18 protein-coding genes and 1 tRNA gene are annotated in these 17,940 nt (G+C 66.1%); 9 read left to right on the forward strand and 10 right to left on the reverse strand.

Annotated elements, in window-relative coordinates; genetic code table 11:
• Nucleotides 1-44 precede the first annotated feature (44 nt).
• From COC42_RS02700 to COC42_RS02715, 4 genes are all read right to left on the reverse strand, one after another.
• Nucleotides 45-791 carry a DUF2059 domain-containing protein gene (locus COC42_RS02700; protein WP_141395765.1) on the reverse strand — a complete coding sequence of 249 codons (747 nt, stop codon included), beginning with the start codon at nucleotides 789-791 and terminating at the stop codon, nucleotides 45-47.
• The gene (locus tag COC42_RS02705; protein WP_096341729.1) at nucleotides 788-2,230 is read right to left on the reverse strand and encodes an NAD(P)-dependent oxidoreductase; all 1,443 of its coding nucleotides are present in this window, start codon (nucleotides 2,228-2,230) and stop codon (nucleotides 788-790) included. Before COC42_RS02705 ends, COC42_RS02700 begins: the two co-directional genes overlap by 4 nt.
• Nucleotides 2,231-2,391: 161 nt before the next feature.
• Entirely contained in the window at nucleotides 2,392-3,192 is an 801-nt protein-coding gene (locus COC42_RS02710; protein WP_096341730.1) for an undecaprenyl-diphosphate phosphatase, read from the reverse strand.
• 37 nt (nucleotides 3,193-3,229) lie between these two features.
• Nucleotides 3,230-4,168, reverse strand: a complete 939-nt coding sequence (locus COC42_RS02715; RefSeq protein WP_096343048.1) for a complex I NDUFA9 subunit family protein — start codon at nucleotides 4,166-4,168, stop codon at nucleotides 3,230-3,232.
• Between the two features lie 155 nt (nucleotides 4,169-4,323).
• On the opposite strand from COC42_RS02715, the gene COC42_RS02720 reads away from it, so the two are divergent.
• Both COC42_RS02720 and COC42_RS02725 read left to right on the forward strand, forming a co-directional pair.
• A tRNA-Leu gene (locus COC42_RS02720) sits at nucleotides 4,324-4,410 on the forward strand.
• Between the two features lie 166 nt (nucleotides 4,411-4,576).
• On the forward strand, nucleotides 4,577-5,806 hold the full coding sequence (locus COC42_RS02725; RefSeq protein ID WP_096343049.1) for a tyrosine-type recombinase/integrase: 1,230 nt from the start codon (nucleotides 4,577-4,579) through the stop codon (nucleotides 5,804-5,806).
• A gap of 9 nt (nucleotides 5,807-5,815) precedes the next feature.
• On the opposite strand, the gene COC42_RS17345 is transcribed toward COC42_RS02725, so the two are convergent.
• The 4 genes from COC42_RS17345 to COC42_RS02750 form a co-directional block, all read right to left on the reverse strand.
• Complete coding sequence (locus COC42_RS17345; protein WP_141395766.1) at nucleotides 5,816-6,964, reverse strand: hypothetical protein; 1,149 nt, start codon at nucleotides 6,962-6,964, stop codon at nucleotides 5,816-5,818.
• A gap of 121 nt (nucleotides 6,965-7,085) precedes the next feature.
• A complete protein-coding gene (locus COC42_RS02740; protein ID WP_176484537.1) occupies nucleotides 7,086-7,934 on the reverse strand; it encodes a S1C family serine protease in 849 nt (282 codons plus the stop codon).
• On the reverse strand, nucleotides 7,931-8,581 hold the full coding sequence (locus COC42_RS02745; RefSeq protein WP_096341733.1) for an HdeD family acid-resistance protein: 651 nt from the start codon (nucleotides 8,579-8,581) through the stop codon (nucleotides 7,931-7,933). Before COC42_RS02745 ends, COC42_RS02740 begins: the two co-directional genes overlap by 4 nt.
• Nucleotides 8,582-8,595: 14 nt before the next feature.
• Nucleotides 8,596-9,327 (reverse strand): Bax inhibitor-1/YccA family protein, encoded by a 732-nt coding sequence (locus tag COC42_RS02750; RefSeq protein WP_380911194.1) that lies wholly within the window; start codon nucleotides 9,325-9,327, stop codon nucleotides 8,596-8,598.
• Between the two features lie 370 nt (nucleotides 9,328-9,697).
• Here COC42_RS02750 and COC42_RS02755 point away from each other — a divergent pair, with 370 nt between their 5' ends.
• The 4 genes from COC42_RS02755 to COC42_RS02770 all read left to right on the forward strand — a co-directional run bounded on the left by COC42_RS02755 (nucleotide 9,698) and on the right by COC42_RS02770 (nucleotide 12,051).
• Nucleotides 9,698-10,171 (forward strand): Hsp20 family protein, encoded by a 474-nt coding sequence (locus COC42_RS02755; protein WP_096343052.1) that lies wholly within the window; start codon nucleotides 9,698-9,700, stop codon nucleotides 10,169-10,171.
• Between the two features lie 97 nt (nucleotides 10,172-10,268).
• Nucleotides 10,269-10,790 carry an Hsp20/alpha crystallin family protein gene (locus tag COC42_RS02760; RefSeq protein WP_096341734.1) on the forward strand — a complete coding sequence of 174 codons (522 nt, stop codon included), beginning with the start codon at nucleotides 10,269-10,271 and terminating at the stop codon, nucleotides 10,788-10,790.
• Nucleotides 10,791-10,908: 118 nt separating this feature from the next.
• Nucleotides 10,909-11,319, forward strand: a complete 411-nt coding sequence (locus tag COC42_RS02765; RefSeq protein WP_245843776.1) for an NADH dehydrogenase ubiquinone Fe-S protein 4 — start codon at nucleotides 10,909-10,911, stop codon at nucleotides 11,317-11,319.
• A 78-nt stretch (nucleotides 11,320-11,397) separates the two neighbouring features.
• Complete coding sequence (locus COC42_RS02770; protein WP_245843777.1) at nucleotides 11,398-12,051, forward strand: MarC family protein; 654 nt, start codon at nucleotides 11,398-11,400, stop codon at nucleotides 12,049-12,051.
• Between the two features lie 33 nt (nucleotides 12,052-12,084).
• Here the strand turns inward: COC42_RS02770 and COC42_RS02775 are convergent, their stop codons facing one another.
• Together COC42_RS02775 and COC42_RS02780 are read right to left on the reverse strand one after the other, a co-directional pair.
• Nucleotides 12,085-12,444, reverse strand: coding sequence for a hypothetical protein (locus COC42_RS02775; protein ID WP_096341737.1), 360 nt, complete (start codon nucleotides 12,442-12,444; stop codon nucleotides 12,085-12,087).
• Between the two features lie 79 nt (nucleotides 12,445-12,523).
• Nucleotides 12,524-12,760, reverse strand: coding sequence for a hypothetical protein (locus tag COC42_RS02780; protein WP_096341738.1), 237 nt, complete (start codon nucleotides 12,758-12,760; stop codon nucleotides 12,524-12,526).
• 596 nt (nucleotides 12,761-13,356) lie between these two features.
• Between COC42_RS02780 and COC42_RS02785 the strand changes: the two genes are divergently transcribed.
• The 3 genes from COC42_RS02785 to COC42_RS02795 all read left to right on the forward strand — a co-directional run bounded on the left by COC42_RS02785 (nucleotide 13,357) and on the right by COC42_RS02795 (nucleotide 17,940).
• Nucleotides 13,357-13,932, forward strand: a complete 576-nt coding sequence (locus tag COC42_RS02785) for an RNA polymerase sigma factor (RefSeq protein ID WP_096341739.1) — start codon at nucleotides 13,357-13,359, stop codon at nucleotides 13,930-13,932.
• Between the two features lie 14 nt (nucleotides 13,933-13,946).
• Nucleotides 13,947-14,915, forward strand: coding sequence for a FecR family protein (locus COC42_RS02790; RefSeq protein WP_176484538.1), 969 nt, complete (start codon nucleotides 13,947-13,949; stop codon nucleotides 14,913-14,915).
• 82 nt (nucleotides 14,916-14,997) lie between these two features.
• Nucleotides 14,998-17,940 (forward strand): TonB-dependent receptor, encoded by a 2,943-nt coding sequence (locus COC42_RS02795; RefSeq protein ID WP_096341741.1) that lies wholly within the window; start codon nucleotides 14,998-15,000, stop codon nucleotides 17,938-17,940.

Genomic DNA, 17,940 nt, shown 5'->3' on the forward strand with positions numbered 1-17,940 from the left:
TAGCCCCTGAAATACGGTCGGGAGGTTCGGGCATGTGCGGACGGTCATGGAACCGCAGGTTTTCCCCGCTCGCGAGCCTCGTACTCAGCAACGAGTTCGGCGGCGCGGGTCTGGATTATGGCATCGAGCGCCGGGTTGGGTTCTCGCGACCAGAAGTTTTGCACCGCCGATGCTTCGGCTGCGACCCGATCAAAGCGTTCGGCCCCAACGGATTGTGTCATCGCAACAAAAGCGTCGAGATCGGCTTCGGGCATCCCGGCGAGCGTACGGTCAAGTGCGGCTTCGCGGATCGCCGAAATCTGCGAGTCAGAAAGTTGGGCCGCACCGCCCGTCGACATGGCCTCGCGCGCAAACTCGCCCAAATCGGCATTCTGTGTCCCGGCCTCGAGCATCCGCTGGCCAGCCTCGCTGCGATAAAAAGCGGCGATCCGTTCCAACTCGGCGACGCTGTAACTGCGCGCATAGATCGGCGAGAGTCGCGCATGAAGATCGGGCAGCCGCGCGACTACCGTCGGGAGCATTTCCGCCCGGCCGATTCCGATCATCCGCTCCGTGAAACCGGGATACTTCGCTTCGAGCGCACGTACTTCGGGATCGGCGGCGAGCGCACTCGGCAGCACGCCGTTCAGCATGATCTCTGCCTGCAGACGCATCAGCCGCTCCGAATAGATCAGGCGAACCAGTTCCAACGCAGCAGCGGTCCGATCCGGCTCGACGGCTGCTGGCAGCACCCGGCCGGCTGGCACCTGCTGCGGTGCCCCGAGCGCGAGAAGCAATGCCAGCGCGATCATGCCGCCACCTTCGCCGCCTTCGCCTTCGCCCGCAGCCAGGCGTGCATCCGGTCGCTGACGTCGCGGCCGTCGCGGATCGCCCACACCACCAGCGACGCGCCCCGCACGATGTCTCCGGCCGCGAATACACCGTCGAGGCTGGTCATCATCGACTTGTTGTCGACCCGCAGCGTCCCCCAGCGATTGACGCCGAGTTCGGGCGCCCCGAACATCGTCGGCAGGTCCTCGGGATCGAAACCCAGCGCCTTGATGACGAGGTCGGCCTTCAGCGTCTCCTCGCTGCCCGGATCGGGTTCGGGCGCGCGGCGGCCGCTGGCGTCAGGGGCGCCGAGGCGCATCTTCGTCACGCGCACGCCCTCGACATGGCCCTCGGCCGCGGCATCGAACGCTTCTGGCGCGGCAAGCCAGACGAACTCGACGCCCTCCTCCTCGGCATTGGCCACCTCGCGCTGGCTGCCGGGCATGTTGGCCCGGTCGCGGCGATAGAGGCACTTCACCGACTTCGCCCCTTGGCGCACCGCAGTCCGCACGCAGTCCATCGCGGTGTCGCCGCCGCCGATCACGACCACGTCCTTGCCCTCGGCATTCAGGCTGCCGTCGTCCCACGCCGCCACCGGATCGCCGAAGCTCTTGCGGTTCGAGGTGATGAGATAGTCGAGCGCATCGACCACCCCGCCCGCCCCCACGCCCGGTGCCTTGATCGCGCGCGGCTTGTAGACGCCCGTCGCGATGAGGATCGCGTCGTGCCGCGACCGCAGCTCGTCCAGGGTCGCATCGCGGCCGACCTCAAACCCCTCATGAAAGACGATACCGCCCGCCTTCAGCCGATCGACGCGGCGGGTGACGACATGCTTCTCGAGCTTGAAGCCGGGGATACCGTAGGTCAGCAACCCGCCGGCGCGATCATGCCGGTCATAGACGTGGACCTCGTATCCGGCGACGCGCAGATATTCGGCGGTCGTCAGCCCCGCAGGTCCTGCACCGATCACGCCCACCGACTGGCCGCGGGCGCGGCCCGGCACCAGCGGCTCGACCCAGCCCTCTTCCCACGCGGTGTCGGTGATGTACTTCTCGACCGAGCCGATCGTGACCGATCCGTGGCCGGAGAACTCGATCACACAATTGCCCTCGCACAGCCGATCCTGCGGACAGATGCGCCCGCAGATCTCGGGCATGGTCGAGGTGGCGTTGGACAGCTCATACGCCTCGCGCAGCCGTCCCTCGGCGGTCAGGCGCAGCCAGTCCGGAATGTGGTTGTGAAGCGGGCAGTGCACCGAGCAATAGGGCACCCCGCACTGTGAACAGCGACCCGCCTGCTCCCCCGCCTTTGGCGGCGCGAAGCGGTCGGCGATCTCGCGAAAGTCGCGATTACGCTCGTCGGCGGCGCGCTTAGATGGATAATCCTGCGCGGTTTCGACAAATTTGAGCGTGGCAGTCATCTCGCGTCCCTCTCGATCCGGAGGCGCGTATAATTTCAATCGGTCACGCTGTCACGCACAAAACCGTAATTAGGTAAGCAATACAGACCCACTTACTTGTAATCTGCTGAAGGCTTGATCTCCTAAGCGTTCACAGCAAATCCAATAGGTCCGATCCGGTATCAGCGCGCGAGCAACCAGATCAGCGCGGCGCTTCCCACGACGATCCGATACCAGGCGAACGGCGCAAACCCGTAGCGTGAAACCAGCGCAACGAATGCCTTGACCACCAGCAGCGCCACGACGAACGCCGCGCCGAAGCCGATGGCGATCGCGTGCAGGTCGTCGAAGCTCAGCAGCGCGCGGTCCTTCCACAAGGCGTAGGTCGTCGCCGCGACCATGGTTGGCACCGCGAGAAAGAAGCTGAACTCGGCCGCAGTCTTGCGTTCGACACCCATCAAGAGCGCGCCCATGATCGTCGCGCCCGACCGGCTGACGCCCGGCACCATCGCCATGCACTGGACGACGCCGATCGCGCCCGCGGTGCCGAGCGGCATTGCCTCGACACTGGCGACGCGCACGCGCTTCACCATCCGCTCGATCGCGAGGATCGCGACGCCGCCGACGATCAACGCGACCGCGACGATCACCGGCGTCTGCATCGCCGCGCGCACCACGTCGTAAGCGACGACGCCGATCACCAGCGCCGGCGCGAAGCCGACCAGAATGTTGCGTACGAACCGCCACGCATCGGCGCGCCCCGCCAACATCCCCGTGCCGACGTTCCAGAAGCGCCGCCAATAGACGACCAGCACCGCCAAAATCGCACCGAGCTGGATCGCGATCTTGAACGCGACCGAACTCGCATCGTTGAAGCCCAGCAGCTCGCCCGCCAGGATCAGATGGCCGGTCGACGACACCGGCAGGAACTCGGTCAGCCCCTCGATCGCGCCCAGCAGGAGAACCGTCAGTAACTCGCCCATGCAATCCCCCGCCGGCGCTTGAAACAGATATAAAGGTTCAGGCCGGGTGGCCGGTCTGTCCGAAACGCCCCTGTCGGCGATAGAGCACCAGCCACCCCGGCGCGACCGCGCCCAGCGGCGTCGGCGCGATGCCGAACGAAGAGAACCCCGCTGCCCCGTCGGCCACAACATTGTCGCGCTGAAGCATCAGCCACTGGTCGCGCGTGATCGGCGCGCCGGGCAGCCTGCCCAGGCTCGCCAGCGCCGCGCCGGCAACGTCGGGCAGCGGCGCGAAGGTCTTCCGTCGGCCAGTCGCGTCGGCGATCCAGCGATGCAGGTCGAGCATCGACAAGACCTCCGGTCCGCCAAGCTCGTAGGTATGGCCGCCGTGCGCCTTGGTGTCGGCGATTGACGCCGCCGCGGCACGGGCGACGTCTACGACGTGAACGGGCTGGAACTTCGCCCCGGGCTTGAGCACCGGGATGACGGGCAGCGGCCCCGCGATCAGCGCGGCGAAACGATTGACGAACTGGTCTTCGCGCCCGAACACGACCGAGGGGCGCAGGATCGTCGCGGTCGGGAACGCGGCCTTCACCGCCGCCTCGCCCTCGGCCTTGCTGCGGCCGTAGCGCGACGCGCTCGCCGGATCGGCACCGATGGCCGAGACATGGACGAGCGCCCCTGCCCCCGCAGCGGCGGTCGCCTCGGCCACCAGCCGCGCACCGTCGACCTGGATGCGCTGATAGTCGGTGAAGGTGCCGACGAGGTTCACTACCGCATCGGCGCCGTCGACGGCTCGTGCGATCGTGTCTGGCCGTGTCACGTCGGCACCGACGAACTGCACCTGGCCGAGGCCGCCCAAGGGCTTCAGGAAAAAGGCCCGCCGCGGGTCGCGCTGAGCGATCCGAACGCGCGCGCCCGTCGCCATCAGTTCCTGCGCAACATAGCGCCCGACGAAGCCGCCGCCGCCGAAAAGGGTGATGAGCTTGTCCCGCATGGTCGTCAAAACTGCCTTTCGCACCCGTCGATTGCGCCCCGCAATGCCGCGTCCCAACCCAAACGGCAAGCCGCGAGCAAGGCTCCGCATTTTTTACCGCCAAAGTGCGTTGACAACCCCGCACCCCCTCCCCTAGAGGCGCCGGCCTACCCCGTGCCCAGATGGCGGAATTGGTAGACGCACCAGCTTCAGGTGCTGGCGCTCGCAAGGGCGTGGAGGTTCGAGTCCTCTTCTGGGCACCATTTGTTCTTCCGAGGACATCCGAGAACGGCAAAAAAACGGCAGATTTCCGCCGTTTTTTGTGCTATGACCGTCCGGTCAAATCCGGGCTGTTCCGGCACCAATCGGGAACAAAGTTGGTATTCTTGATGGTATCGGTGGCCCCTGATGGACAGGGACGATACCATCATGGGAAAGCTTTTCGCCACGACCGTCGCCAACGCCAAACCGAGGGAGCGCGACTACAAGCTGTCCGACGGCGAAGGCCTCTACCTTCTCGTCAAGGCTAACGGCCGCAAGCTGTGGCGACTCAATTATCGCCATCTCGACAAGCAGCGGACGCTTTCCTTCGGCGCATGGCCGGAGGTCAGCCTCGTCGATGCGCGCGGGCAGCGCGACGACGCGCGGCGGATGATCGCCGCCGGCCGCGACCCGTCGCATGAAGCCAAGCTCGCCGCGGCACGGGAGAAGCTGTCCGAGGAGAACAGCTTTAAGCTGGTCGCCGAGGAATGGATCGCCAAGAACGAACGCGAGGGGATGGCGGAGGTCACGCTGAGCAAGGTCCGCTGGCTACTTGCCAAGGCCTACCCCAAGCTCGGCAACCGCCCGATCGCGAAGATCACCGCACAGGAAGTGCTCGCCGTGCTCCGTTCGATCGAGGCCACCGGCCGCTACGAAAGCGCGCGCCGGATGCGCAGCGTGCTGAGCCGGATCTTCCGCTACGCGATTGCCACGACGCGGGCCGAGCACGACCCGGCGCGCGACCTTCGCGGCGCGCTTACCGTTCCCAAGGTGAAGCACCTCGCCGCGATCACCACGGAGAAGGGCGCGGGCGAGCTGATGCGGGCGATCGAAGGCTACAGCGGCCACGCGATCACGCTCTATGCGCTCAGGCTCTCCGCCCATCTGTTCGTCAGGCCCGGGGAACTGCGGCAGGCCGAATGGAGCGAGTTCGACTTCGAGCGCGCGGTCTGGGCGATCCCGGCGGAAAAGATGAAGATGCGCCGGCCGCACCGCGTTCCGCTCTCGACCCAGGTCATCGGTCTGTTCGAGGAACTGTACGAACTTACCGGCACCTGGCGCTACTGCTTCCCGTCCTTCCGCTCGCCGCGCCGTCCGATGTCGGAGAACACGGTGAATGCGGCGCTTCGCGTGCTCGGCTTCAAGCACGACGAGATGACCGCGCATGGCTTCCGCGCAATGGCGGCGACACTCCTGAACGAAGCGGGCCTGTTCAACCCGGACGCGATCGAACGCCAGCTCGCGCACATGGAAAACAACGGCGTGCGCCGGGCCTATACCCGCGGCGAATATTGGGATGAGCGGGTGCGGATGATGCAGCACTGGTCCGATCACCTCGACCATCTCCGGGACGGCGCAAAGGTCCTGAAGCCGAACTTCGGCGCGCGGCGCACCTAGCTCGACCCTTCACTCTCCGGGGTAGGTCCACAAGGTCACCTCGGCGATCGATTCCAGGATCGAGCCGGGATCGCTGCCGAGCCGGTCATGTTCGTCGACCTTCCGCTCCGCCCAGGCGAGCCAGTCTGTGGTTTCGATGCCGGCGACCGGTGGCGAACCGGGCGGCACCCACTCCCGCAAGGCCGCGAGGAACGCCCGGGCGAGCTCGGCCTCGCGCCAGGCGGAAGCCAGTTCGAGCAGGCGCCGGAAACGTGCGGCGTCGAGCCTTTGGGCATTCTCGCGCTCGCGCCGTTCGCGGGCAGCGATCTCGCTCCGGCGGCGTTCTTCCTCCCTTTCCCTGCGAAGCTGCTCCAGCGCCGGGAATGCCACCATGATCCCGGCGACGATATCGTCGAGCTGCTGTTCGAGGGTTGCGCGCTTTGAATCTTCCCATTCAGAGCGCGTTCCCCGCGGAAGCCAGGTCTTGATCTCGAAGACCAGCGCGTCGGTTTCGTAGAGTTCATAAACCCACTGCGCGTCCGCTACGCGCCAGCGCAGTTCGTCCGCCGTAGGCTGGCGCTGTCCACGCTTGAGCCGATATCGCAGCTGAAACGTAAGTTGCTCGCCGGCGCGCACCATCAGCAATTCGCGGCGATCGCCCTTTTTGACCTGCACGCCCTGCTTCTCGACCGCCTTGAAGATCGCGTCGGCAAGACGGAGCCGCCTGCGGTCGGCCGGGGTCAGCGGCATCGGCATGACAAGACGCTTCAGACGGGTGTCGTAAACCTTGTCCTTCTTGCGGACCTGCTGTTCGCGAGTGGCAATCCATTCGGCGACCAGCGGGTGTGGACGAACAAGCCGCTCGGCGACCTGCAGCTTCGGCGCAACCGCCGCTGCTCTTGGTGGCGCGATTTCCTTTTTACTGGCGGTTGGTGGCTTTGAAGGAATGGAAACCGTTTCAGACACCCCCGCCGGCGGGGCCAGGAGCGGATGCACCCGCACGGCTTTGCCGAGTTCCAATCGGGTCCAATGGCCCTGATCCGGGCGCGGAACATGATGCGCATCGCAGATCTGGGCGAGGCGCGCGCCCGCAATGCCGAATTGCGCGGCGACCCTTTTGAGCGGCGCAGCCCATACGAGTTCATAGAGTTCGGCGCGTGTGAGGGAAACCTGCGGCAATAGAATCGCACCGATGTCTTGGGGCTACGACGTAGTTGACGACCGAGGAACGAGAGACCCTGGCGAAAAGTAGGAGAGCCGTGGATCGGAAATGCGCAACGTTCGGCCGGGGACCTGCGGTCTACCGATCCAATGTGACATGCGAAATGCGCTCGACCACCTGGCGCGTCACCCGCGACGGCACCGCCAAACCGATACCGACGTTGCCGCCGCCGGGAGCAATGATCGCGCTGTTCACGCCGATCGCCTCACCGCGCATGTTGATGAGAGGGCCGCCGGAATTACCCGGGTTGATCGGCGCGTCGGTCTGAACGTAGCGCGGACCGCCTTCAGACGGCGCGCGCAAGGCGCTGACGATGCCGGCCGTGACGGTCTGGCCCACCTCGAACGGATTGCCGATGGCGACAACATAGTCCCCGACCCGCGTCCGGTCGGAATCGCCGAGCGGAATCTGCTTCAGGCCGCGTGCAGGAATGCGCAGCACGGCGATATCGGTGGCGGGATCGCTGCCGAGGAACTCGGCTTCGACCTGACGATCACCCAGGCCGACGGCTATGGCGCGGGCGTTCTCGACGACATGGTGGTTCGTGACCACCAGTCCGCGTGCCGCATCGACCACGAACCCAGAGCCCGCCGATATCCGCGGCGCCAGAGCCTCATCGGGCACACCGAGGAAGAAGCGATAGTAGGGATCGCGCAGGAGGGGGTTCTGCGCATAGGGCGAGGCCTGCAATACCGCCACGTTGACCACGGCGGGCGCGACCCGCGCAACGAGCGGAGCGACCGTCAGTCGGTTGAGCGGAACCGCATCGGTCGGGGCGGGTGCACTGCCCGCCACCGTGGCCGTTTCGGGCCCGGCCTCGAGCCAGGCTACCGCGGCCCCGCCCGCCAGACCGGAGGCCAGCCCGGTCGCGACCAGCAAGGCCAGCCAGCTGCGCGGCAGGCGCAAACCCGGTGCGCGCGGGCTCACAGGGTGTGGGCTCCTTCCTCCGGCTTCTTCTCCTCCTGGCGGCGCAACCGCAGGCCCAGGCCGATCAGCACGACGCCGGCGATGATCGCATAGCTGGCGATTACCCAGGCGACCGACAGGATCGTGGCAAAGGGTGTGACCGCGAGCGCCACCGGCACCGCCAACCCCAATACGATGGAGAGCGCACCCGACAGGCCGAGCAGCCACTCGCCTTCGATCTGCTTGCGCAGGCGGACCGCTGCGGCGATCTCCAGCACGCCGGCCAGAATGGCCCACGCGCTCAGAATGCCAAGCGTCACCAAGGCATAGCTGACCGTCGCAGCAAAGGGCATCAGCACGAACAGCACCGCAACCGCGAGGCCGACGATGCCGCGCAGGACGAGCGCCCACCAGCGCTCCTCGTTGCGCGTTGCGCCCCTCACGCCGGCGATCGTGGAAAACAGGCCGTCGGCGCCGGCATAGGCGGCGAACACCATGGTGAAGGCAAACAGCGCGCTCACCGGAAACAGGACGGCCACCGCGCCCAGGAGAAGCGCGAGGAAGCCGCGGACGACGAACCATCCCCAGTTGCGGCTGAGCAGCGAAGCGCCGGCGCGGGCTTCGCCGCCCGCACCGGCATGGGTAGCATTGTGCGCGATTGTCGACATGCCGCGGCTCTCCGTTACTCTTCGCGCTGCCCGAACAGGCCCAGCAGCAGCTGGAACAGGTTGATGAGGTTGAGGTAGAGCGACAGCGCGCCCATCACCGCCAGCTTGTCGGCGCGTTCACTGCCCGCATAGGCCAGGTACTCGCTCTTCAGCCGCTGGGTGTCCCAGGCGGTGAGGCCGGTGAACACCAGCACGCCGGCGATCGAGAAGACGAGCTGGAGCGTCGAGGACCCGACGACCAGGTTGACGAGGCTGGCGATGACGACGCCGATGAGGCCGACCATCAGGAAGGTCGACCAGCGCGACAGGTCGACATGGGTCGTGTAGCCCCACAGGCTCATGGCTGCGAAGATCGCCCCCGCGCTCGCAAAGGCCAGTGCGATGCTGGTGCCGGTGAAGACGAGGAAGATGCTCGCCATCGACACGCCCATCACCGCCGCGAAGGCGTAGAAGGCCGTCCGGGCCTGTCCGATCGTCATCCGCTCGACCCGGAACGAGAAGAACAGCACGAAAGCCAGCGGCGCGAAGATCGCCACCCATTTGAGCGGCGTGCCGAAGATCGGCTGATAGAGCGCGGGCGTGCTCGCGATCAGCAGCGCGGCGAGCGCCGTGATGCCGAGGCCCAGCGCCATGTTGCGATAGACGCCGAGCATGTGCCGGCGCAGGCCCTCGTCGTACACAGTGGCGCTTGCCGCGCGCGCAGACGAAGGCGGCGGATAAGTAACGGGATCAAATGGTCTGTTCATGCCTCACTCCATTGTTTCCAAGTCGATGAGGCACTCGGGGGCTTCGGCGTGAAGCCTGCGATCCTGCACCGAGCGCGCTCGATGCGGTCCGACATCACGGAGGCTGGAACAGCCGCCGTCAGAGGGGCCCGGTCCGCAGGCCTAATCTTGTTTTCGTCATGGCGATTTCAAGGGGGCTTTCGAAGAGCATTTGGTTTTCGAAAGGTGGATCGGTCGGCGAGCCGGCAACGTGATTTTTCTCTTGAAACCGGTTTTCGGCTTATTAGCTCTTTGTCGCCGGACGCTGGGAACCGGGTCCGGTTGGACACTGAGAGCGTCGGCTCTCTCCGGCGCGTCTCATGCCCAAATTGCTCAAATGGAGGATTTGGCGATGAGAACCAACTTCGACTTCGCGCCCTACAGGCGCTCCACGGTCGGCTTCGACCGCCTCTTCAACCTGCTTGAGGCAGGCGCGCGCGAGGACGACGGCTATCCGCCCTTCGACATCCTCAAGGACGGCGAGGACAGCTACCGCATCACGCTCGCGGTCGCCGGCTTCCGCCCCGAGGATATCGAGGTGGTGGCGCAGCAGAACCAGCTCACCGTCACCGGCAAGCGCGCCGAGGACGACGGCAAGGGCGAATATCTGCATCGCGGCATCGCCGCGCGCGCGTTCGAGCGGCGCTTCCAGCTCGCCGACTTCATCGAAGCGGGCGACGCCAGCTTCGAGAACGGCCTGCTCAGCATCGCGCTCAAGCGCGTGGTGCCCGAGGCGATGAAGCCGCGCCGGATCGAAATCGGTGGCGGTGCGACCGCCCAGAATCGGATCGGCGCGGCGAAGGACAAGATCAGCGAGGCTGCTTGATCCTGCGCCGCACCGGCCTGCCGGCGCCGCTCCCAAGACCCCCCCGCTAGCGGCGCCGGGCAGGTTCTGCCCTTCTTCAGAGAGAAAGGAGATTGTCATGGCTTTTCGTAATCTCATTCCCTGGAGCCGGCAGGAAAACCGGCTCCCCGTTCCGGTCAGCGCCGAGCGCGACCGCGACGACAACACCCATCCGCTGCTCTCGCTTCACCGCGAGGTGAACCGTCTGTTCGACGATGTCTTCCGCGGCTTCGGCGTGCCGTCGCTCGGCGGCTTCGACCGCGGGCTTTCCTGGCCGAACCTGGAGCTCGCCGAGACCGACAAGGAAATCCGGGTCACAGCCGAACTTCCCGGCCTCGATGAGAAGGATGTCGAGATCACCGTCGAGGAAGGCGTGCTGACGCTGCGCGGCGAGAAGAAGTCCGAGGTCGAGGACAAGGATCGCGGCTATACCGAGCGCAGCTATGGACGCTTCGAGCGGCGCATCGGCCTGCCGAAGGGCGTCGATCGCGACAAGGCGGACGCCAGCTTCAAGAACGGCGTACTGACTGTCACCCTGCCGAAAACGGAGGCGGCGAACGAAAATATTCGCCGCATCCCGGTCAATGGCAAGGCGGCATGACGGGCAGGCCCGGGACCTCGGTCCCGGGCCGAGCCTCCAACCGGTTGGGACTCGGCGCGAGGCCAGGGCGCTCGCCGCCAATGACAATCGCCGGGCGGGTCCGAGCCATGCGAGCGCGTTGCCGCCCGATGCCGTGGCGATCATCGAGTCCGTGCCGGTGGCGGTCAATCAGGCGGGTCGGGCGGGTGCGGGTGCCTGGCGGCTGCGATTCGCAGAACGCTGGCGTCCGCGCGTCGATCCGCTGACCGGATGGACCGGCGGTGGCGATCCGCTCGCACAGATCGAGCTTCGCTTTCCCGACCGTGAAGCGGCCGAGCGCTATTGCCGGCGCGAAGGCGTGCCGTTCGAGCTGCGAGGCTCGCCGGCTTTGCGCAGGCCGGCGCAGCCTTGTTTGACCGGCGAAGCGCCGCCGCGACTGTGCTGCTGGCCCACGGGTCCGCATGCGCGATGCTGCAGCCAATATCCGATCGTTATGGCTCCGCAGCTCGATCACGCCATGCAGCAACCGGCAGTGGCTTCGGCAGGATAAATTTCGAACCGACACATCGACTTGGAAGGACGATCGTCGGGAGCGGCGTGAATGCCGCTCCCGCCACGATGCTCTTCTATGCGGCAATGGGACGTGGTCATGCACGCGCCATCTGGCATGCTCTCCAGCTTCATTACCCTGCTCGTGACGATCGGCCCCATTGAGACGGCCGTGGTTTTCGCGGGTCTCACCTCCGGCATTCACCGCAGCGATCGGATCAGCCTTGCCGCGCGCTCGGTCCTGATAGCCGTCTCGGTCCTGCTGCTGTTCGCGCTTGCCGGCGGCATCGTCCTCTCGCTGCTGCACATCTCGTTGCCCGCGTTCCGCGTAGCGGGCGGCGCGCTTCTGTTCCTTCAGGCCCTGACGCTCACCTTCTCGAGTCCGGGGCTGTCGTCGATCAGCGAGGGTGAGCGCCGCGAGGCCGAACAGCCCGGCGATATCGCAGTGTTCCCCTTGGCATTTCCCTTGATCGCCGGTCCCGGCAGCCTGTCGGCAGCGGTGCTCGTCATGGGCCGCGCGCAAAGCCTGGTCGAAGCCGGCGGCGTGCTGGGCATGATCGTCGTTTGTGCGCTGCTGACCTGGCTGGCGATGCTCGCGGCCGACCGCCTCGTTCGACTGCTCGGCAGCACCGGCGCCGACGTGGTGGGCCGCATTTCCGGTGTGCTGCTCGCCGGCCTGGCCATCCAGTTCATATTCGACGGCCTCGCGGCCGCGCCATTTCTCGCGCGTTGATCGACCTGCGCGCGGCTCGCGGACGCCCGGCGACTAGTGCTGCTGATCCAGCGCATTCAGCACCCTCGTGATGACGCGCGCATTGGGCGCCGTCCTGGGAAGCTCGCGGCGGGCGAAACGGCGCAATCGCGCGACATCGCGTTGGGGCAGACTGAGTTCGATCGGCGTCTCTCCCACCTTTTCGGGCGCAATTCCCTGCGCCTTCTTCCCGCATTCGAGGAAATAGCCGAGCAGCCGCTTCCGATCGGTGAACGTCCAGCCCAGATCCGCAAGTTCTGCAGGCGAGAGCGAAAGCAGCGCCAGGGCGAACTCCATGATGTCATCGAAGGCGAGCACAATGCGGATTCTCCGCCCGCCGCGCGACCGCCAGCGCTGCGCCAGGCTGCGTTTCACGGCAGTGGTGCGATGCCGTCGACCGCGCGCGCCTCCGTCGGGCCGTAGCCCTCCAGCTGAGCGATAAGGCCTCGCAGGGTCATTGCAGTTGCCGCATCGGATCTGGGCCCTTGTCCAGTTCATGCATCGCCGTGAGAATCTCATCAATCGAAACGGCGCGTTTTGCGCCGGGCGGTTTCCGCAAGCCGGGCTGATCTCTCACCGCCGACCGGTCGGATGCCCAGGATGCGAGAATGGCGCGTTTCACCTCCGGCTCCAGACTGGGATGACGCGCAACATCGAAGGGGTGGAGAAAACGGGAAAACGGTTGCGACATATCCTGGCTCCTTTCTCTATCGTCGCTCCTTTCTCGTTTGCGGACAGGGTGCCGCTTGTCAGAATTTTGGTGCGACGGGGAGGCGCGTCAAGACGGGGGCCGGACCCCAGCCCCGCGGCAAGAGGCAGATTTCGCACTCATTCGTGTCCTGTGCCGAATTTTCGTTCCACGCTCGGGATAATCTCGCGCCCTTGGCATGCAGCCTGTTGTCTCCAAACCCCCAAGACCGTCACGTCCACGCTTTTGCATTCGGCGGTTAGCCGCCGGTATCCGGTTCTGAATTCCTAACGGTGCGCGAACGGCTTGCGTATCGTCTTCAGAATATTAATCTGATCGTGCGCCACGAGGGTGGCGCCGAGGCGTGAGAACCTCGCTTGAGAGTAGAGACCCGCAACCCGTTCGGCCGGGTGGCCGACGCGCATGTCCAGGCCGCTTGCGGCTAAAGGCGCCGGCGCATGTCTCAAGCATGTTCTCAACACCCGGCTTTCGCCCCGAGCGCTCACGGTTGTGGGTCAGACGGGCATGGTCGACAGGTTCAGCACTAGCGAGCAGGTTTGCAAGGAAGCGGTCACGTTCGGCCAGGAACGGCGGCGCGGATGATCGGCAGCTTCCTCAAGCCCGCCACCGTTCCCCGACTGTGCGAGGATGATCCGCTGCCGCCGGAGGACCGCGTCGTCCGCGCCTCTCTGGCTTTGGACGATCTCTATCGTGTCCATGGACCGCGGCTGCTGCGCTATTTCTCCCGTCGTGCCGACCGGCAGGATGCCGGCGACCTCGTGCACGAGAGTTTCGTCCGTTTCGCGAACTCCGATGCCTGCCGCGAGCAGACCATCGAATGCCCCGAGGCCTATCTCAACCAGATCGCCACGAACCTGCTGCGCGACCGCGCCAAGTCTGCTGTGCAGCGATCGCTCGCAAGCCATGTCGCGGCGGACGACGTTCCCCTGGCCGGCCCCGATCTGGTCGCGGCCCTCGAAGCGCGGGACAAGCTCAATCGGCTACAGACCGCGTTGATGCGCCTGAAGCCGAAGACCCGCGAGATATTCCTCGCCCACCGCCTCGACGGATTGAGCTACAAGCAGATCGCGGAGCGATCCGGCTTGAGCGTAAAAGGCGTCGAGTGGCACATGACGAAGGCAATTGATCATCTCGATCGAGTCCTGAGGCGCTGATGGAGCAGCGAAGGATGGACCCCGGTGCGCCTGAGGCGGCGCGTGAGCAGGCGATTGCCTGGCTCGCCCGCCTGCGAGCGGGGCCATCCGACCGGGACATCGCGGACTTCGAGACCTGGTACGCCGCCGATCCGCAGCACGCCGATACCTATGACGCGTTGCTCGACAGCTGGGACGACACCGCGCTCGTATCGCGAACGCCCTTCGCACGGCAGCCGCGACTCGCCGCCGGCCCGTCATGGTGGAAGGCCGCCGCCGCTGTGGCCGCGGTATTGCTACTGTTCGTTGCCGGTGGCCTCGTTCTCACCGGCACCGGTCGGCACAACGTGGCATCCCAAACCATGCTGGCGAGCAGGGTCGGCGAGATCCGCACCTTCACCCTCGAGGACGGTTCGCGCGTCACGCTCGATACGAACAGTGTGGTGCAGGTGCGCTTCGATGGAGAACAGCGCCGCCTTCAGCTCGAACGGGGCCGTGCGCGTTTCGAAGTCGCGCATGATACGCGGCGGCCTTTCGTGGTGGTCGCCGGATCGGGCGAAGTGGTGGCGCACGGAACCGTGTTCGACGTCGACCTGCGGCAATCGAAGACCCTGGTGGTGTTGCTGCAGGGCTCGGTCGAGGTTCGCCGGACCGCCGCCGCCGGTATGCCGGCGACGTCGACAATGCTGAGACCGGGCCAGCAGCTCGCTCTCAGCGGAGGTCGGGCCACCGCCGCGCCGATCGCGATCAAGGTCCCAGAAACGCGCTGGCCCTCGGGCATGCTGTCCTTCGATGACGCGCCGCTCGCGGATGTGGTGGCCTCGGCGAACCGGTACAGCCGGACCCAGATTGTGCTTCGTGATCCTGCGAGCGGTGAGCGTCGCTTCACCGGCACCTTCAAGGCCAGGGAACCGGCACAGCTCGCCGAAATGATCGGGTCGATGTTCCATTTGAGCGTCGAGCGCGACGAAGCCGACAACCTGGTTCTCGAGCCGGACAAATAATTTCCCAGGGTAGCGGGGCGCAGTCGCGTCGAAGTCCCCCAAGCAACGCCACGCAGGCGTGCGCAAAAGGGGGAAGACACGAATGTCGATTGTTCCGAAGGTCGCGCTTGCTTTGTCCATTTCGGTCGCGGGCCTGTCCGCGCCCCTGACTCCCGCAGCCGCCGCCCAGGAGCAACGGCAGAGCTACGATTTACCCGCCCAACCGCTTGCCCGGTCGCTCCGCGAAGTTTCGATGCGGTCGGGGCGCAATATCGCCGCTCCCGCGGAACTGCTTCGGGGCAGGACGGCACCGGCAATCCAAGGAGACTATACGCTCGGCGAAGTCGTCGAAGCGCTGCTCGCAGGTTCGGGGCTGACCGCACGCCGGGTAGGCGACGGACTGCTGATCGAGCGCGTCCGGTCCAGCGACAGCGATCCAGGGGATCAAGGGGCACCCTCGGGCGAGATCGTCGTCACCGGAACCCGCATCCGCGGGTCCGGCCCGGTGGGCTCGACCGTGACTGTCGTCGATCGGCAGGCGATTGAGCGCAGCGGCTATGCCACGACGCAGGACATCGCCCAGACCATCCCGCAGAATTTCGGGGGTTCTCCCAACGAGGGCAACGGCGCCGGGTCGTTCAATTCGGACTCAGGGTTCAACACCGCGGCCGGTTCGAGCATCAACCTGCGCGGGCTCGGCACCGGATCGACGCTGGTCCTGCTGAACGGCGATCGGCCGCCGCTCGGCGGCTTCTCCGGCGTGTTCAGCGATGTCTCTATGATTCCGGCGTCCGCGATCGAACGGATCGAGATCGTCGCCGATGGGGCTTCCGCCATCTACGGATCGGACGCGGTTGCAGGCGTCGTCAACATCATCCCGCGGCTCAACTTCACCGGGGCCGAAACCAAGTTCCGGATCGGCACCGCCGACGGCGATTCCCAAGACATCGTCGCGAGCCAGCTCCTCGGCACCCGCTGGTCGGGCGGGCAGGCGATGATCGCCTACGAATATTACCATCGGACGCGCTTGGCTGCGGCGGACCGGGCCTATGCCACCGACGATCTGCGAAACTATGGCGGCACCGACAATCGCACCCGCTACGCGAACCCAGGAACCATCATCGCCGCGAACGGCCGTACCTTCGCGATCCCGCGCGGACAGGATGGTCGCAGTCTGAAGCCGGGCGATCTGGTGGCGGGCACGTTCAACCTCGGCAACGACTGGACCGATGCCGACCTGCTCCCGGACCAGCGTCGGCACTCGGTCTTCGCCGCCGCCACCCAGAAGCTCGCGCCGAACGTCCGGCTCTATGCCCGCGGGCTCTATTCGTCGCGCAGCTTCACCCAGCGCGAGCGGCCGATCAGCAATGCCGCCCGCACCGTGCCGGTGACCAATCCCTTCTATGTCGACCCCATCGATACCCGACAGCCGGTGCGTGTCCAGTACAGCTTCGTGCGCGATCTCGGTCCGGAGACGACCAGCGGCCGGGTCGAAGCCTATGGCGGCAGCCTCGGACTCGATGCCGACCTCGGCCGCTGGAACATCGACCTGCACGGCACTTGGGGGCGTCAGACCGAGCGCACCACAATCTCCAACCGGGTGAACACCGCCCGGCTCAATGCCGCACTGGCCGACACCGATCCTGCGACGGCCTACAACCTGTTCGGCGACGGCCCCTCCACCAATCCCGCGACGATCGCCAAGGTCCGCGGTTCCACCCGCTCGGGCAACAGCGGCACGGTGTGGTCGGCGGCGCTGCGGGCGGATGGGCCGCTCGCCACGCTTCCGGGCGGAGACATCCGGCTGGCGGTCGGCGGGGAATATCGCGAGGAACGATACAACGATAGCACGACGATCAGCGACGTCAGCACGCTGACGCCCGTGACGCTCGCGCCGATCGCCTTGCCCGGGCCGCGCCGGGTCCGCGCGCTCTACGGCGAAGTGCACGTACCGGTGTTTGGCGAGGATTTCACGCTGCCGGGCTTTCGGCGGCTCGATCTCTCGGCGGCGGTGCGGGCCGAGCGCTATAGCGACTTCGGGTCCACCACCAACCCGAAATTCGGTATCGCATGGGAGCCCTTTTCGGGCCTGACCGTGCGCGGCACTTGGGGCAAGTCGTTCCGTGCGCCCAACTTCAACAACCTGCGGCAGGACCCGGCCAATTCGCTTTTCTTCGCCTATACCTTGCCCGATCCGGCTTCTCCGACCGGCCAGACCAACGTGCTGGTGCTGCGCGGCAACGATCCCGACCTGCGTCCCGAGCGGGCAACGAGCTGGACCGTCGGCGCGGACGTGCGGCCGCCGTCGATCCCCAACCTCCAGCTCAGCCTGACCTACTACAACATCCACTATCGCGACCGCATCGCCTCGCCGGCGGCGAACCTGCTCAACTTCCTGGTCAACCGCGCGACCTATGCCGGCATCATCGATGCCAATCCCTCGCTCGCGACGATCCAGGGCTACTTCGCCTCTCCGGTCTTCCAGAACCCCTTCAACCTGACGCCCAGCCAGATTTCGCTGCTGATCGACGCCCGGCTGCAGAATCTCTCGACCGTGAAGCAAAGCGGGCTGGATCTCGATCTGGGCTACGGTTTCGACCTCCTCGGCGGGAAGGCCGATGTCGGCCTGACGGGTGCCTACATCTTCCATATCGACCAGGCGCTCACCGCCACCGCGCCTTCGACCGATGTCGTGGACCGGCTCGGCAACCCGGTCGACCTGCGCCTGCGTGGCCGCGCCGGCTGGTCCGACGACCGCCTCAGCATCTTCGTGTTCGGCAATTATCTCGACGGCTACACCAACCTCACCAACGCCACGCCGCAGAAGGTCCATTCGTGGACGACGTTCGACCTGCAGATCGGCTATCGCTTCGGCAAAGCCGGAACCGACCATGATCTCAACATCGCGCTGAGCGCCACCAACCTGTTCGACCGCGATCCGCCCAAGGCGGCCTATTTTCTCGGCCCCTTCTCGGTCGGGTTCGATCCGGACAACGCCAGCCCGCTCGGCCGGGTCGTCTCGCTCACGGTCACCAAGAAATGGTGA

It is taken from the genome of Sphingomonas spermidinifaciens, from assembly GCF_002351485.1.
Classification (GTDB): domain Bacteria; phylum Pseudomonadota; class Alphaproteobacteria; order Sphingomonadales; family Sphingomonadaceae; genus Sphingomonas; species Sphingomonas spermidinifaciens.